Source organism: Pseudonocardia sp., from assembly GCF_025965585.1.
GTDB lineage: Bacteria > Actinomycetota > Actinomycetes > Mycobacteriales > Pseudonocardiaceae > Pseudonocardia.
This window is the reverse complement of record NZ_JAOPWR010000480.1, coordinates 1-15,806: the sequence shown is the minus strand read 5'-3', so window position 1 is coordinate 15,806 and position 15,806 is coordinate 1. Positions and strand designations below refer to the sequence as shown.

The window sequence follows — 15,806 nt, the reverse complement described above, 5'->3', positions numbered from 1 at the left end:
CGCGCAGGTAGTCCAACAGGGCGGTCTTACCGGCTCCGGGCTCGCCGTGAAGGACCAGCACCGAGCTCTGACCGGCCCGGACCCGGTCCACCAGTCGGTCCAGCGCCTCGCACTCGCGGCGCCGACCAAGCAACCCGAGCCCCGGTTGGCTGCTGGACCTATCCATGGCTAATGGTAGAGGCGGCGCCGACTCGATCGGCAACCCGCTGGTCCAGCCGTCCGGTGAACCGAATGCGCCCGGGGCCGCAGCCCGGACCAGCCGCACCTATCTGTCCGCGTACTACCCGCCAGGTCCTGCGCAGCCAGGGCATACAGAAGGCGATCACGGCCCTGACCCGTTCGCGGCCGAGGCGGTCGATCGCCTCCCGACAGGCTCCGTTACAGGAAATTATCCTCGTCGATCTCCTTGCGTCCGGGGTCCTCGCGAGTACCTTCCGATCACCCGCCCCGCGCCCGCAGAGGAGCCCACGACGTGCCCGAAGGAATTGCGGTCGACGAGGACGAGATGAAGCTGGCCGAGCTCGGCTACAAGCAGGAGCTGAGCCGGTCCTGGTCCGGATTCTCGAATTTCGCCATCTCGTTCTCGATCATCTCGATCCTCGCCGGGTGCTTCACCAGCTTCGGGCTCGGCTGGAACAACGGCGGCCCGGCGGCCATCGCGTGGGGCTGGCCGATCATCGCGTCGCTGATCCTCGTGATCGGCTTCTGCATGGCGGAGCTCGTGTCGTCCTACCCGACCTCGGGCGGCATCTACTGGTGGGCCTCCAAGCTCGGCGGCGCCAAGGCCGGCTACTACACGGGCTGGCTCAACCTCATCGGCCTGCTGGCCATCGTGGCGTCGGTGGCTTACGGCTGTGCCACGTTCTTCGACATCACGCTCGGGCTCCTCGACCCGGCGTGGACGTCGGGGGACCTCGACAACATCTTCCTGTTCTTCCTCGCGATCCTCGTGATCGCCTCGGTGATCAACATCTTCTCGAGCCACCTGCTGGCCATCATCAACAACATCTCCGTGTGGTGGCACGTGGTCGGCGCGGCCGCGGTGGTGCTCATCCTGATCATCGTGCCGTCCCGGCACGCCAGCATCGGTGCGGTCTTCACCCACACCGTGAACAACACGGGGTTCTTCGGGGGGCAGACCGGCGGCCTCGCGTTCGTGTTCGGCGTGCTCCCGCTGTCGTTCATCCTCACCCAGTACACGATCACCGGCTACGACGCCTCGGCCCACCTGTCGGAGGAGACGAAGAGCGCGGCGAACGCGGCCGCGAAGGGCATCTGGCGCTCGATCCTCTACTCCGGCATCGGCGGCTGGATCCTGCTGCTGTCGTTCCTGTTCGCCGTCCAGGACGAGGACAAGGTCACCGCGGGCGGTGGCGGGGTCGCCGTGATCATCGGCCAGGCCCTGTCGAGCGGCTGGGGCGGCACGCTGCTGCTGATCTCCACCGCCGGCCAGTTCTTCTGCACGATCGCCTGCATGACCAGCACCACCCGCATGCTCTTCGCGTTCAGCCGCGACGGCGCGGTGCCCGGTGGCCGGTACTGGTCGCGGCTCAACAGCGGCAAGGTCCCGGTCTACGGCGTGGTCCTCACCGCCGTCGTCGCGGCGGTGCTGACGGTGCCCGCGCTGGTGAAGGTGGACATCAACGGGGCCCCGGTGCCGGTGGCGTTCTTCGCGGTCGTGTCGATCGGCGTGGTGGGGCTCTACCTCGCCTTCGCGATCCCGATCTACTACCGGTGGAAGGCCGGCGACAGCTTCCCGACGGGCGGCTGGACGCTGGGCACGAAGTACCGGTGGATGTGCGTCGTGGCGCTCGTCGAGATCGTCGTGACGTCGATCATCGCGCTGCTGCCCACGAGCAGCGGCGGGGCGCCGTGGTACCCGGAGTTCGCGTGGAAGTACGTGAACTACACGGTGCTCGTCGTGCCGGGCGCGCTGATCCTGCTCTGGATCTACTGGCACCTGTCGGTGAAGAACTGGTTCACCGGCCCGAAGACCACGGTGGACGCCCCGGGCACGGACGTCAGAGCAGCGTGAGGAGCAGCGCCAGGAACGTCTCGGGGCCGCCGGCCAGCACGTTGTGGGTGGTAGGCAGGTCGTGCACCTGCCACGCCGGGTCGCCGCGCAGGCGCTCGGCCACCGGCGCGAACGGCGACGTCTCGATCCAGCGCGGTGCCGTGGCCAGCACGTAGTGCCGGTCGCGCACCGCCTCGCCCGGTGGCCATGGTCGGGCGTTCGATGGGCGACCCTGCAAATTTGTCAGGCTGGGCTTATCAGGTTAGGCTGAGGGTATGTCCGAGGTCCTCGACGCCCTGCGCGTGGCCGGCGCGCTGCGGATGAGCATCAGCCTGCTCACCCGCAAGCTCCGCCAGTCGCATCCCGACGGGGGGCTCACCTCCCCCGAGATGTCCGCGCTGGCGCGGCTGGACCGCGGGGGCCCGGCCACCTCGGCGGCACTCGCGAAGCTCGAGCAGATCAGCCCCCAGTCGATGGGGGCCACGCTCGGTGCGCTCGAGGCCCGCGGGCTCGTCGAGCGGCGCCCCGATCCGCAGGACGGCAGGCGGGTCCTGCTGTCGGTGACCGACGCGGGGCGCACGGCCATGTCCGACCGCCGCGACGCGCGCACCCGGCAGCTGGCCGACGCGCTCTCCGACGAGTTCACGCCCGTGGAGCTGGAGCGGCTGCTCGCCGCCGCCCCGCTGCTGGAGCGGCTGGCGGCGCGGCTGTGACGACGGGTATGGGGACGACGGGGATGGGGACGACGGGAATGGGGACGACGGGGACCGCGAGCACCACCGACCGCTACCAGTGGGTGGCGCTCGCGAACACCACCGCCGCCGTGTTCATGTCGGCGCTGGACGGGTCCATCGTCATCATCGCGCTGCCGGCGATCTTCACCGGGATCCGGCTGGACCCGCTGGCCGCGGGCAACATCAGCTACCTGCTCTGGATGATCATGGGTTACCGGCTGGTCCAGGCGGTGCTCGTGGTCACCGTCGGCCGGCTCGGTGACATGTACGGGCGGGTCCGGATCTACAACGCGGGCTTCGCGGTGTTCACCGCCGCGTCGGTGCTGCTGTCGTTCGACCCGTTCGTGGGCGGCAACGGTGCACTGTGGCTGATCGGCTGGCGTGTCCTGCAGGCCGTTGGCGGGTCCATGCTCACCGCCAACTCCGCGGCCATCCTCACCGACGCGTTCCCGGCCGACCGGCGCGGCTTCGCCCTGGGCATCAACCAGGTCGCCGGCCTGGCCGGCATGTTCATCGGCCTGGTCGCGGGCGGCCTGCTCGCCGCGGTGGACTGGCGGGCGGTGTTCTGGGTCAACGTGCCCGTCGGCGTCTTCGGCACGGTGTGGGCCTACCGCACGCTGCGCGACACGGGTCGGAGCGGCGGCGGGCGCATCGACTGGTGGGGCAACGCCACGTTCGCCCTGGGGCTGGGCGCGGTGCTCGTCGCCGTCACGGAGGGCATCCAGCCCTCCGGCGGCCACACCATGAGCTGGACGGATCCGTCGGTCTACGGCCTGCTGGTCGGTGGCGTCGTGCTGCTCGCGGCGTTCGTCGTGATCGAGACCCGGATCGCCGCACCGTTGATCGAGCTCGGCCTGTTCCGCATCCGGGAGTTCACCGCGGGCAACATCGCGGGCTTCGCCGTGTCCGTCGCCCGGGGCGGACTGCAGTTCATGCTCATCATCTGGCTGCAGGGCATCTGGCTGCCGCTGCACGGCTACGACTACGCCGACACGCCGCTGTGGGCGGGCATCTTCCTTCTCCCGCTGACGGCCGGGTTCCTCGTGTCGGGCCCGGTCGCGGGCACGCTGTCGGACCGGATCGGCGCGCGGGGCGTGGCCACCTCCGGCATGGTCCTTTTCGGCGCGAGCTTCCTCGGGCTGATGGCGCTGCCGGTCGACTTCTCCTACTGGGCCTTCGCGGTGCTCATCGCCGCCAACGGGATCGCCAGCGGCATGTTCGGCGCGCCCAACTCGTCGTCGATCATGAGCAGCGTGCCCGCGAGCCAGCGCGGTGTGGCGTCGGGCATGCGGTCGACGTTCCAGAACTCCGGCACCGCGCTGTCGATCGGCGTCTTCTTCTCGCTGATGATCGCGGGGCTGGCGAGCAGCCTCCCGCAGGCGCTCACGAGCGGCCTGCAGCAGCAGGGCGTGCCCCACGCCGTCGCCGCGCAGATCGGCAGCCTCCCGCCGGTGTCGTCGCTGTTCGCGGCGGTGCTGGGGGTGAACCCGGTGCAGAACCTGCTGGCCCCCACCGGTGTCCTCGCCGCGCTGCCCGTGGCGAGCCGGCAGGTGCTCACCGGCCGGGAGTTCTTCCCCGACGTGATCTCGGGGCCGTTCCACGACGGTCTCGTGATCGTCTTCGCGGTCGCCGCCGGCCTGGCGGCGATCGCCGGTCTCGCGTCGTTGCTGCGCGGCGGCCGTGCCGTCCTGTCCGACGCCGTGTCCCACACCCCGATCGAAAGCGAGTCGCGATGAGCCTCACGACCCTCGACCCCGTCCCCGCCCTCGTCGTGATCGACCTGCAGAAGGGCATGCTCGGCGTCCCCACGGTGGACCCGCTCCCCGAGATCGTGGACCGCGCCGCCGGCCTGGCCGCCGCGTTCCGCCGGCGCGACCTGCCGGTCGTGCTGGTGACCGTCGCGGGCGGCGCTCCGGGGCGCACCGACGCCGGGAGCCGGTCCGGTCCGACCCCGCCGCCGGACTGGGCCGATCTCGTCGACGAGCTGGACGCCCGGCCCGGCGACCACCGGGTCGTCAAGCGGACGTGGGGTGCCTTCCACGGCACCGATCTCGACGCCCACCTCCGCGACAAGGGCGTGACGCAGGTCGTGCTCGCCGGGGTCGCCACCAGCAGCGGCGTCGAGTCGACGGCACGCGCGGCCTACGAGCACGGCTACCACGTGGTGCTCGCGACCGACGCGATGACCGACAGGAACGCCGAGGCCCACCGGGGCAGTATCGAGCGGGTCTTACCGCGGCTCGGCGAGACCACCACCAGCGCCGACGTCCTGGCGATGCTCGACGCCACTCGCTGACTCAGGTGGCCACGGCCCGCAGCACGAACGCCACGAGATCCGCGGCATAGGCGTCGGCCCCCGCGGCGACCTGCTCGCGCAGATGTGCGGGCGTGGCGAGGACGTGGTTGAGGCAGCCCCCGACCACGGCGTCGAGCAGCAGCGTGACGCTCGTGCCGGCCCGCAGCTCGCCGCGCCGGATCCCGCGCCGGACGATCGCGCGTGCCGCCAGCACCTGCGCCTCCCGTACCTTCTCGACCTGCTCGCCGACGCCCGGGACGGTGTCGGCGTCGGTGAGCAGCCGGATCGTGGCGCGGCCGGAGTCGCCGAGGTAGGACGTCAGCATCTGGCGGGCGAGCTGCACGAGGTCGTCGCGCACGGAGCCGGTGTCGATGTCGGCCACCCGGTCGATCCGGCTCGACAGCGCCCCGACGAGCAGCGCCTCCTTGTTGGGCCAGCGCAGGTAGATCGACGCCTTGCCGACACCGGCGCGGCGGGCCACTGCGTCCACGGTGAAGCCGGCCCAGCCCTCCTTGCCGAAGACGTCGGCGGCGGCGCGGGCCACCCGCTCGTCGACCCCGGGATCACGGGGCCTGCCGACGCCCGGCGCAGCGGACCGGTCGGAGTGGCGGGTGGTCATGGGAGCAGCCTGCCAAACCGGCGTGAGCAAGCGCTCCTTGAGTGGCGTGGCGCGAGCGGTATAGCCTCGAACCTGTTTCGGACGATATACGTCTAGGAAGTCGGTGGGATGGTTCTCACGCAGGACGAGGATGGCGCGATCGAGGTCGTCGGCACCGCGCAGCACGCGGCGTGGGCGGCGCGCACGTTCCCGCCGGTCGAGGGGCTCGCCGCCGGCATCTGGTCGGTACCCGTGCCCATCCCGGACAACCCGCTGCGCTACACGCTCAGCTACCTCGTCCCCGGCGACGAGGGGATCGTCGTCGTCGATCCGGGCTGGGACACCGAGGACGGCTGGGCGGCGTTGTCCGCCGGTCTCGCCGCCGCGGGTGCCACGGCGGCCGACGTTGCCGGGATCGTCGCCACGCACGTCCATCCCGACCACCACGGGCTCTCGGCCCGGCTGAGGGAGGTGTCCGGCGCCTGGATCGCGATGCACCCCGCGGAGCGCGACACGCTGCCCGACCGCACGGTCAGCGCAGGCGACCGGGCCCGCGGGGCCCTGCGGTGGCTCCGCGCGAGCGGCGCGCCCGAGGACGAGGCGCGCGCGCTGCTCGCGTCCTTCCGCGGCGACCCGTCGAGGGCGACGGGCATGGCGGAACCCGACGTCCTGCTCGACGACGGCGACCTCGTACCGATGCGCGGCCGCAGGCTGCGCGCGGTCTGGACGCCCGGGCACACACCGGGCCACCTGTGCCTGCAGGAGGTCGACGCGCGGCTGCTGCTCACCGGCGACCACGTGTTGCCGCGGATCACGCCCAACGTCGGCCTGCACCCGGGCGCCGACGCGCCCGTCCTCGCCGAGTTCCTCGGCTCGCTCGAGCGCACGGCCGCGTTCGACGACCACGACGCCCTCCCGGCCCACGAGTACCGGTTCCGCGGCATCGCCCGGCGCGTCCGGCGGCTGCGCGAGCACCACGAGCACCGCTGCGCCGAGATCCTCGACGTCGTCACCGAGCTCGGGGAGCCGACGGTCTGGCAGCTCACCTCCCAGCTGACCTGGTCGCGGCCCTGGGCCGAGATCGGGCCGATGACGTTCGCCGCCGTCGCAGAGACGGCCGCCCACCTCCGATACCTCGTCGACACCGGTGACCTCGCCCGGGTCGATGTCCGTACCGGCACCGAAGGCGACCCCCTCCACCGGGTGCGCCGCGTCGCCGTCCCCGCCGCCAGGAGCAGCGCATGACCACCGAAGGCGCATGACCACCGAACTGGACCCCCGCACCCCGCTCGCGCGCTGGCCGGGGAGTGGCGCAACCGCTAGTACCCGCTCTGCAGCACGATCATCGACCGGCACCGCAGCTCGACCGTGCTGCCGGGCGTGAAGGGGTACCGGCCGGTGTCGGCGAGCAGCGGGTCGGCCGTGTCCACCACCGCGACCCAGGCCTTCCCGTAGGTCTCGTCGGGGAGCGTGAACGTGTGCTCCTCGTGGTGGGTGTTGATGAGCAGCAGGAAGGAGTCGTCGACGATCCGCTCGCCCAGCTCGTCGCGGTCGGGGATGCCCCGCCCGTTGAGGTGGATGGCCATGGCGTGGGTGTCGCCGCTGTCCCAGTCCTCGTCGCTCATCGGCTGGGCGTCGGTGCGCAGCCACGCGATGTCGTCGATGCCCGAGCCGCGCAGCGGCCTGCCCTGGAAGAAGCGCTGCCTGCGGAAGATCGGGTGCTCGGCGCGCAGGGCGGCGAGCCGCGCGGTGAAGTCGGTGAGCACCTCGTTGGCGCGGGCCCGGTCCCAGTCGACCCAGCTCAGCTCGTTGTCCTGGCAGTAGACGTTGTTGTTGCCCTGCTGGGAGCGGCCGAGCTCGTCGCCGTGGGCGATCATCGGCACGCCCTGGCTCAGCATCAGTGTGGCGAGGATGTTGCGCTTCTGGCGCTCGCGCAGCGCGTAGATCTCGCTGTCGTCGGTGGGGCCCTCGGCGCCGCAGTTCCAGGACCGGTTGTGGTTCTCGCCGTCGCGGTTGTCCTCGCCGTTGTCCTCGTTGTGCTTCTCGTTGTAGGACACGAGGTCCTCGAGCGTGAAGCCGTCGTGCGCGGTCACGAAGTTGATCGACGCGATGGGCCTGCGGTTGTCGGCCTCGTAGAGGTCCGACGAGCCGGTGAAGCGCGCCGCGAACTCCCCGAGGCTCGCCGGCTCACCCCGCCAGAAGTCGCGGACCGTGTCGCGGTACTTGCCGTTCCACTCCGTCCACAGCGGCGGGAAGCCACCCACCTGGTAGCCGCCGTCCCCGACGTCCCACGGCTCGGCGATGAGCTTGACCTGGCTGACGATCGGGTCCTGGTTGACGAGGTCGAAGAACGCCGAGAGCCGGTCGACCTCGTGGAACTCCCGTGCCAGCGACGAGGCCAGGTCGAACCGGAAGCCGTCCACGTGCATGTCGGTGACCCAGTAGCGCAGGGAGTCCATGAGCAGCCGCAGCGACTCGTGGTGGCGCACGTTGAGGCTGTTGCCGGTGCCGGTGGTGTCGTAGTAGTGCTTCTCGTCGCCGTCGACGAGCCGGTAGTAGGCCCGGTTGTCGATGCCGCGGAACGACAGGGTCGGACCCATGTGGTTGCCCTCGGCGGTGTGGTTGTAGACGACGTCGAGGATCACCTCGATGCCCGCCCGGTGCAGGGTGCGCACCATCGATTTGAACTCGTAGACCTGCTGCCCGCGGGTGCCGAAGCTGGCGTAGTCGTTGTGCGGGGCGAAGAAGCCGATGGTGTTGTAGCCCCAGTAGTTGCGCAGGCCCTTGTGGGCGAGCGTCGAGTCGTGCACGAACTGGTGCACCGGCATCAGCTCGACGGCCGTGACCCCGAGCTTCTTGAAGTGCTTGATCATCGCCGGGTGCGCCATGCCGGCATAGCTGCCGCGGACGTCCTCGGGGATGCCCGGGTGGCGCATCGTCATGCCCTTGACGTGGGCCTCGTAGATGACTGTGTCGTTGTAGGGCACCCGCAGCGGCCGGTCGTGGGCCCAGTCGAAATACGGGTTGATCACCACCGACGTCATCGCGTGCGGGGCGGAGTCGCTGTCGTTGAACGAGTCGGGCTCGCCGAACTTGTACGAGAACAGCGCCTCGTCCCAGTCGATCTCGCCGTCGACGGCCTTGGCGTACGGGTCGAGCAGCAGCTTCGACGGGTTGCAGCGCAGCCCGGACGCCGGCTCGTACGGGCCGTGCACGCGGTAGCCGTAGCGCTGCCCGGGCCACACCTGCGGCAGGTAGCCGTGCCAGACCAGCCCGTTGCGCTCGGGCAGGTTCACCCGCGACTCGACGCCCGCGTCGTCGAACAGGCACAGCTCGATGCGCTCGGCCACCTCGGAGAAGATCGCGAAGTTGGTGCCACCGCCGTCGAACGTCGATCCCAGGGGGTAGGGCGATCCGGGCCAGATGTGCACGCGTTCTCCAAGACGTCAGACGATCGGGCGGGCACCCGCGCGCCGCGGTCGCCCGCGCGCCGCGGCCGCCGGGCCTGCTGGTGATCAGGATGCCCGGTCGGGGCGGCGCGCAAACGCCGGCACCGAGCGGTGCCCGATCACGATGCGGAGCATCTCAGATCGCGGCGGCGCCGCCGTCGACCGAGAGCGTGGCGCCGTGGATGTTCGCGGCGTCGTCGCTCGCCAGGAACACGACGGCCTTCGCGACCTCGTCCGGTGTGCTGGCCCGGCGGGACGGGAAGCGCGCGATCAGCGGCGCGAGGTGCGCCGCCATGGCGGCCACCTTGTCGGTGCTGGTCGGACCGGGTGCGACGGTGTTGACCCGCACGCCGAACGGTCCGTACTCGTCGGCCCAGGACTTCGTCAGCGAGTGCATCGCGGCCTTCGTCGTGCTGTAGAGGGCCGACCCTGCCGAGCCCCCGAAGCCGTTGATCGACCCCATGTTGACGACGGCACCGCGGCCGCGCGCGACCATCGCGGGGGCGACGAGCCCGGTCAGCAGGAACGCGGCCTTGACGTTGACCGCCAGCGCCCGGTCGATCAGGTCCTCGCCGACGTCGGCGGTCGGCCCGGGGACGATCAGCATCGCCGCGTTGTTCACGAGGACGTCCAGCGCCCCGCCCGCGATCGTGTGGGCGGCGTCGGCGAGCGTCCGGACGGCCCTCGCCCCGTCGGCCAGGTCGGCGCGCACGAAGGTCGCCCGCCCGCCGTCCCGGGCGATGGCGCCGACCACCTTCTCGCCGCGCTCGGCGTCGCGGCCGCTCACCACCACATGGGCGCCGTCTGCGGCGAGTGCGCGCGCGACGGCCGCCCCGATGCCGTCGGTGGATCCGGTGACGAGTGCGGTGCGGTCGTGCAGTCGTGTGGTCATGTCCCGAGCGTGCCTCGCGTAAATTGGACTCGCGAGTCCAGAACAGGAGGCCAGGTGTGCCGGTGCTGACGGCGAAGGGTGCGGCGACGCGGCAGCGGATCGTCGAGGGTGCGGCGGCCGAGATCCGCGAGAACGGCGTGGCCGCCACCACCCTCGACGATGTGCGCTCCCGCACGGGTACCAGCAAAGGGCAGCTGTTCCACTACTTTCCCGGCGGCAAGGAGGAGCTCCTCCTTGCGGTGGCCCGCCACGAGGCCGGCCGCGTCCTGTCCGACCAGCAGCCGCACCTGAGCGCGCTCACGTCGTGGGAGGCGTGGCTGCGGTGGCGCGACGCCGTGGTGGACCGCTACCGGGGCCAGGGGCAGCACTGCCCGCTCAACGTCCTGGTCTCGCAGCTGGGCCGCGGCACACCCGGCGCGCAGGCGGTGCTCGGTGAGCTGATGCGGCAGTGGCAGGGTGAGATCACCGTCGGCATCCGCCACATGCAGGACGCGGGCGAGGTCCGGGCGGAGCTCGACGCCGGCCGCACGGCGGCCGCACTGCTCGCCGGGATCCAGGGCGGCGTGGTCATGATGCTGTCCAGCGGCCGGCTCACCCACCTCGAGGCGGCGCTCGACGTCGGCATCGAGCACCTCCGGGGCGCCGGCAGCACGGCGGTCCCAGTGCAGAATGTCCGGATGGACGACGCGGCGCGGGCCTACATCGACGCCATCGAGCCCGCTCACCGGCCGCTGTTCGACCGGCTCCACCAGCTCGTGGTCGAGGAGTTCCCCGACGCCGACGTGGTGCTCTCCCACGCGATGCCGACGTTCTCGGTCGGTGACCAGCGCCTCCACGTCGGCGTCTGGAAGCACGGGGTGTCGCTCTACGGATGGGACGGGGCGAGCGACGGCGGGATCGTGGCCCGCCGGCCGGAACTGTCGTCGGGGCGCGGCACCTTGCGGCTGCGCCCCCGTGACGCGGAGCAGATCTCCGACGACGAGCTGCGGGCCCTGGTCCGCGGCGCGCTGACGCCGCGCCAGCGTGGCCGCCGCGTTAGCGGCCGGCCTCGGCCCGGACGCGCGCCGCGTTGACCTCCGCCGTCAGTGACCCGATGTCGTAGGCGCCGTGGTGGCGCCGCCCGTTGACGAAGAACGTGGGCGTGCCCGACACCGCGCTGCGGTCCGCCGACGCGACGTCGGCGGCGATCCGCTCGCGCCCGAGGTGGGAGTGCAGGTCGTCGCGGAACCGCTCGACGTCGAGGCCGAGGTCCTTGGCGTGGGCCACCAGGTCGCGCGGCAGCAGCTGGCCCGGGTGGTCGAGGAGCAGGTCGTGCATCTCCCAGAACCTGCCCTGCTCGGCGGCCGCCTCCGCCGCCTCCGCGGCCACCTGCGCCCGCGGGTGGACATCGGTCAGCGGCAGGTGCCGCCAGACGTAGCGCACGTCGCCGCGCTCGGCGAGCAACTCGCGCACCACCGGCTCCGCCTGCCCGCAGTAGGGACACTCGAAGTCGCCGTACTCCACCACGGAGACGGGCGCCTCCGACGGGCCGCGCAGGTGGTCGCGCTCCTCGTCGATCGGGTCCAGGAGATCGACGATCACCGGTGAGCTGCCCAGCAGCGCCCGCTCGCCCACGCTCTCCGGGAGCATCGCGGTGACGGTGAAGACCAGCTTGCTCAACGCGAAGGCGACCACCGCGGCGGCGAGCACCCCGAGCTTGGCTGCGTCGAGATCCGGTCCGGTGAAGGCGAGCGTCGCGATGAGCAGCGAGACGGTGAACCCGACGCCCGCGATGGTGCCGCCACCCACGACCGCCGCCCAGCCCACCGGTGGCCGCAACCGGCCCCGCGTCACGACCGTGACCAACCAGGACATGCCCGCGATGCCCACGGGCTTGCCGAGCACGTACGCGGCGACGATGCCCAGTGTGATCGGCGAGGCGAGCGCGGCGGCGAGGGCGTCGCCGCCGACGGGGATGCCGACGTTGGCCAGCGCGAACAGCGGGACCACGAGGAACGTCACCCACGGCGAGTAGAGCTGCTGGTAGCCGGCGTTGGGGGAGATCGCGGCGCCGAGCCCGACGCGGGCGGTGCGGGCCAGTGCGGCCGTCGGCTGCTCGCGGAACGCGCGCACGAGGTCGGTGGCGACCTCCAGCTTCTCCCGCGACGCGGGGCGCGCCCAGGTGAGGAGGCCGAGCGTCAGGCCTGCGGTCACCGGGTCGACGCCCGACTCGTGCAGTGCCACCCACGCCGCCACGCCGAGCACCGCGTACACGAACCCGCTGCGCACGTGCGCGGCCCGCGCGACCACGACGAGCACCAGCACCCCGGCGGCGACGAGCAGCGGGACGATCGCGACCACGCCGGTGTAGACCACGGCGATGATCGTCAGGGCCACCAGGTCGTCCACCACGAGGACGGTCAGCAGGAACGACCGCAGCGCGGGGGAGCGGATGCCCGCCAGTGCGAGCAGGCCGAGCGCGAGGGCCGTGTCGGTGGACATCGCCGCGCCCCAGCCGACCGTGGCGCGCGTGCCTGCCGTGACGGAGAGGTAGATCGCCACCGGCACGACCATCCCGGCCAGCCCGGCGAGCAGCGGCAGCACGAGGCGGCGGCGCTCGCGCAGCTCGCCCAGGTCGAACTCGCGGCGTGCCTCCAGCCCCACCACCAGGAAGAAGAACGACATCAGGCCGCTGTTGACCCACTCGCGCAGGCTCAGCTCCAGGGCCACACCGTGGGGAGGGCTGCCGACGCTGACGGCGAGCGGGGTGCTCCAGATGCCGTTGTACGCGGCACCGTCGACGTTGGCCCACACCAGTGCCGCCACAGCCGCGACGAGCAGCACCACTGCGCCGCCCGCCTCCGAGCCGGTCAGCCGGCGCACCCGGCGGGCGAACCCCTGACCCCACGCCGTCTGCCCGACGTACCCGACGCCCGAGACCGTCATGGACACAGTGTCGTCCACGGTCGGGTGGCCCCCTAGTGTGGCCGGATGCCCAGGTCCGGTTCGTCACGGTCGGCGGTGGCGGCGTGCGTCCTGCTGGCGGTCGCCGCCGGCTGCTCGGCCCCGTCTCCGCCCGCCACTTCGGTGGCGCCCGGAGCGCCCACCGCGGGTTCGGCCGCCGTCGGTTCGGCGGGACCGGCCGGACCGGCGGGCTCCGAGTGCCCGGACACCGCCTCGGCCCGTTACGGCTGGGGCGCCCCGACCCGGCAGTCCGACTTCCAGGACGGGCTCCCCGCAGACTGGCACCCCTACGGCCCGGAGCCGGGACATGAGCGCAACGGCGAGCGCACCCCGGAGGCCATCACCGTCGCCGACGGCGTCGCGACGATCACCGGCACCGCCGACGGCACCACCGGCGCCATGAGCTGGCACCCCGGGCAGAAGTACGGCCGGTGGGAGACGTGCGTGAAGTCCGACATGGGTGGCGGCGGCCTCAACGCGGTGATCCTGCTGTGGCCGGTGGCGGAGGACTGGCCGGAGGGCGGGGAGATCGACTGGATGGAGATCACGGACCCCCTCCGCCAGGAGACCGGTTTCCACCTGCACTACGGCGCGGACAACTCCCAGGACGCCGGCTCGGTGGACCACGACGCCACGCAGTGGACGGCCTGGGCGCTGGAGTGGACACCCGAGCGCATGACGGCCTACGTCGACGGCCGGGAGTGGTGGTCGAGCACCGACACGAGCCACTTCCCGCCGCGGCCCATGGTGATGACGATGCAGCTCGACTACTTCGGCTTCGCCGTCGGCGGCACGGCCATGCACATGGACTGGGCGCGACAGTGGGCGCTGCCGGAGAGCGAGCCCGCCACCCTCTCGCTGGCGCCCGGCGACCCGGCCACGGGACAACCGGGGCTCTTCCCGGACCGGACGCCGCGCGCCCTGGGCTGATCCGCGCACCCTCGCTACGCCGTCGACGGGAGCTCGATCCGGCACAGGGTTGCCGGCCCAGCGGAGCGTGGACCTCACGTGACGGCGATCAGCGGCTCGACGACGGCCGCTGGGTGGCGTAGATCAGGTTGAGGGCCTGGCCGGGCGCGGGATGCGTGACGACCTCGCCGAAGCCCGCGTCGTCGAGCATCGTGCGGGCCAACTGCTCGCCCCACGCCGCGCCGAGGCCCGCACCGTCGTGGGCGAGGGAGACGGTCATGCAGTGCAGCGTGCTGATCGCGTAGATCCACGGCGCGAAGGGGTTGCCGACGTTCTCGGCGAGATCGCTCGACGCCGCCATGTCCACCATGACGAACGTGCCGCCGGGCACGAGCGCGTCGTGCACGCCGCGGAGGACGGCTGCGGGATCGGCCTGGTCGTGCACCGCGTCGATGGCGAACACGACGTCCAGTGGCACGGCCGGACGGAACGCGGCGACGTCGGCCACCTCGAACGCGACGTTGGTGAGCCCGGCAGCGGCGGCCTCGGCGGTGGCCCGCGCGATCGCGTCGGGCGCGATGTCGTAACCGGTGAACGTCGACGCGGGGAAGGCCGCGGCGAGCAGGACGAGCGCGTGCCCGGTGCCGCAGCCGACGTCGGCGACGCGCGCCCCCGCCGTCAGCCGGTCGGTCAGGCCGGGCACCAGCGGCAGCCACGCGTCCACGAGCAGCTCGTCGAGCGGGCGGCGGTTGAGCTGATCCATCACGCCGGTGAAGTCCGGGCTGAACGCCGAGTAGGGGACACCGCCGCCGGTACGGAACGCCTGTTCGATGCCGTCGAGGTTGCGGCCCAGCAGCGGCACCATCGCCGCCATCGGGGCCATGTTCTTCGACCCGTCGCCGGTCAGCGCGGCGGCGTGCTCGGGAGGCAGCGCGTACCGGGAGGTCGCCGGGTCGTAGGTCATGATCTCTGCGGTGACCATCGCGCCCAGCCACTCGCGGACGTAGCGCTCCTGCAGGCCGGCGCGGTCGGCCAGCTCCGTGGCGGTGGCCGCGCCGGCGGTCGCGGCGGTGAACAGGCCGGTCCGGTGCCCGATGTCGATGAGGAACGTCAGCGCACCGCCGGTATAGACGCCGAACAGGTGCCGCGCGAACGCGCGCACCTTCTTGCGGTCGAGTGCGGGCGCGTCGTCGGTGGTGGTCACGGGGTGATCCTGCCGGGACGGGACGCGGAACGCAGCACCTCCGCCGCCACCCACAGCTCGACGCGGTCGCGCGCGTCGGCCAGGGACCGTCCTGTCAGCTCCTCCGCGCGGCGCAGCCGGCGCCGGACGGTGTTGCGGTGCACCCCGAGCGACGCCGCGACGTCGCCGAGCCGGCCGTGGTGGGTGTGGAACCGGTCGAGGGTGGCGAGCAGTCGCTCGTTCTCGGCGGACCCCTCGGCGAGGGCGCCGAGCACGGACCGCGCGAACGCCTCACCCGCCGGGCCGCCGAGCAGCGCCGCCACGCCGCCGTCGACCACGTCGTTCCAGCGCGCGACGGGACGGTCGGACGTGGTGCGCGCCAGCGCGGCCAGCGCGGTGGCGTCGGAGTCGGCGACGCGCCCGGGCGGCTCCGGGGCACCGACGCCGGCCTGCCCGCCCGCGGCGCCGACCGCGTTGACCAGCGGCGCGAGATCGGCACCCTCCCGCACCAGGGCGATGAGGTGCCCGTCGACCGTGGCCGTGAGCGCGACAGCCGGTTCGGCGGCCGCCCACCGCTCGACCGCCTCCAGGAGCGGCTCGGGATCACCGGCCGCCCTGATCCGCACGACGTGGTGGCGCTCCTGCTCCCGTACCGGGCCGGTGGCCGCGGACGGCAGCGCGAGCAGCGCCCACGCGGAGCCGGTCTGGCCGCCCAGCAGCAGCCGCAGCGCCGCGGTGCGGATCTCCCGGGCCGCGGTGAGCGCGTCGGCGCGGCGCTCGGCGTCGAG

General features: G+C 72.4%; 14 protein-coding genes and 1 pseudogene. 7 read left to right on the top strand and 8 right to left on the bottom strand.

Annotation, left to right across the window (positions count from 1 at the left end; translation table 11 throughout):
- Positions 1–166, bottom strand: a 166-nt coding sequence (locus JWR81_RS29785) for an ATP-binding protein (protein ID WP_297660398.1), incomplete at its 3' end; no start/stop codon positions are given.
- A gap of 306 nt (positions 167–472) precedes the next feature.
- On the opposite strand from JWR81_RS29785, the gene JWR81_RS29780 reads away from it, so the two are divergent.
- The gene (locus JWR81_RS29780; protein ID WP_297660395.1) at positions 473–2,035 is read left to right on the top strand and encodes an amino acid permease; all 1,563 of its coding nucleotides are present in this window, start codon (positions 473–475) and stop codon (positions 2,033–2,035) included.
- Here the strand turns inward: JWR81_RS29780 and JWR81_RS29775 are convergent.
- Positions 2,022–2,204, bottom strand: coding sequence for a hypothetical protein (locus JWR81_RS29775; RefSeq protein WP_297660392.1), 183 nt, complete (start codon positions 2,202–2,204; stop codon positions 2,022–2,024). The genes JWR81_RS29780 and JWR81_RS29775 overlap by 14 nt on opposite strands.
- An 85-nt stretch (positions 2,205–2,289) precedes the next feature.
- Here JWR81_RS29775 and JWR81_RS29770 point away from each other — a divergent pair, with 85 nt between their 5' ends.
- The 3 genes from JWR81_RS29770 to JWR81_RS29760 are packed head-to-tail and all read left to right on the top strand — an operon-like array spanning position 2,290 to position 5,044.
- Positions 2,290–2,727, top strand: coding sequence for a MarR family transcriptional regulator (locus JWR81_RS29770; RefSeq protein ID WP_297660389.1), 438 nt, complete (start codon positions 2,290–2,292; stop codon positions 2,725–2,727).
- A gap of 38 nt (positions 2,728–2,765) precedes the next feature.
- The gene (locus tag JWR81_RS29765) at positions 2,766–4,484 is read left to right on the top strand and encodes an MFS transporter (RefSeq protein WP_297660386.1); all 1,719 of its coding nucleotides are present in this window, start codon (positions 2,766–2,768) and stop codon (positions 4,482–4,484) included.
- Entirely contained in the window at positions 4,481–5,044 is a 564-nt protein-coding gene (locus JWR81_RS29760) for an isochorismatase family protein (protein ID WP_297660384.1), read from the top strand. Before JWR81_RS29765 ends, JWR81_RS29760 begins: the two co-directional genes overlap by 4 nt.
- 1 nt (position 5,045) lies before the next feature.
- On the opposite strand, the gene JWR81_RS29755 is transcribed toward JWR81_RS29760, so the two are convergent.
- The gene (locus tag JWR81_RS29755) at positions 5,046–5,663 is read right to left on the bottom strand and encodes a TetR/AcrR family transcriptional regulator (protein ID WP_297660381.1); all 618 of its coding nucleotides are present in this window, start codon (positions 5,661–5,663) and stop codon (positions 5,046–5,048) included.
- A 108-nt stretch (positions 5,664–5,771) separates the two neighbouring features.
- Here JWR81_RS29755 and JWR81_RS29750 point away from each other — a divergent pair, with 108 nt between their 5' ends.
- Positions 5,772–6,887, top strand: a complete 1,116-nt coding sequence (locus tag JWR81_RS29750) for an MBL fold metallo-hydrolase (RefSeq protein ID WP_297660377.1) — start codon at positions 5,772–5,774, stop codon at positions 6,885–6,887.
- A 74-nt stretch (positions 6,888–6,961) separates the two neighbouring features.
- On the opposite strand, the gene glgX is transcribed toward JWR81_RS29750, so the two are convergent.
- The gene (gene glgX / locus JWR81_RS29745) at positions 6,962–9,073 is read right to left on the bottom strand and encodes a glycogen debranching protein GlgX (protein ID WP_297660374.1); all 2,112 of its coding nucleotides are present in this window, start codon (positions 9,071–9,073) and stop codon (positions 6,962–6,964) included.
- 154 nt (positions 9,074–9,227) lie between these two features.
- Positions 9,228–9,983: an SDR family NAD(P)-dependent oxidoreductase gene (locus JWR81_RS29740; protein WP_297660372.1), complete on the bottom strand. Its 756-nt coding sequence runs from the start codon at positions 9,981–9,983 to the stop codon at positions 9,228–9,230.
- 62 nt (positions 9,984–10,045) lie between these two features.
- Between JWR81_RS29740 and JWR81_RS29735 the strand changes: the two are divergent.
- A pseudogene (locus JWR81_RS29735) lies at positions 10,046–10,630 on the top strand (TetR/AcrR family transcriptional regulator); the annotation flags it as partial.
- A 388-nt stretch (positions 10,631–11,018) separates the two neighbouring features.
- Here the strand turns inward: JWR81_RS29735 and JWR81_RS29730 are convergent.
- Positions 11,019–12,908: a Na+/H+ antiporter NhaA gene (locus JWR81_RS29730; protein WP_297660369.1), complete on the bottom strand. Its 1,890-nt coding sequence runs from the start codon at positions 12,906–12,908 to the stop codon at positions 11,019–11,021.
- Between the two features lie 45 nt (positions 12,909–12,953).
- Here JWR81_RS29730 and JWR81_RS29725 point away from each other — a divergent pair, with 45 nt between their 5' ends.
- Positions 12,954–13,856, top strand: coding sequence for a family 16 glycosylhydrolase (locus JWR81_RS29725; RefSeq protein WP_297660367.1), 903 nt, complete (start codon positions 12,954–12,956; stop codon positions 13,854–13,856).
- A gap of 88 nt (positions 13,857–13,944) precedes the next feature.
- Here JWR81_RS29725 and JWR81_RS29720 read toward each other — a convergent pair whose 3' ends face one another.
- Together JWR81_RS29720 and JWR81_RS29715 are read right to left on the bottom strand one after the other, a co-directional pair.
- A complete protein-coding gene (locus JWR81_RS29720; protein WP_297660365.1) occupies positions 13,945–15,039 on the bottom strand; it encodes a methyltransferase domain-containing protein in 1,095 nt (364 codons plus the stop codon).
- Positions 15,036–15,806 (bottom strand): helix-turn-helix domain-containing protein (locus tag JWR81_RS29715; protein ID WP_297660362.1); only part of this gene is annotated, 771 nt, incomplete at its 5' end. The genes JWR81_RS29715 and JWR81_RS29720, both read right to left, overlap by 4 nt.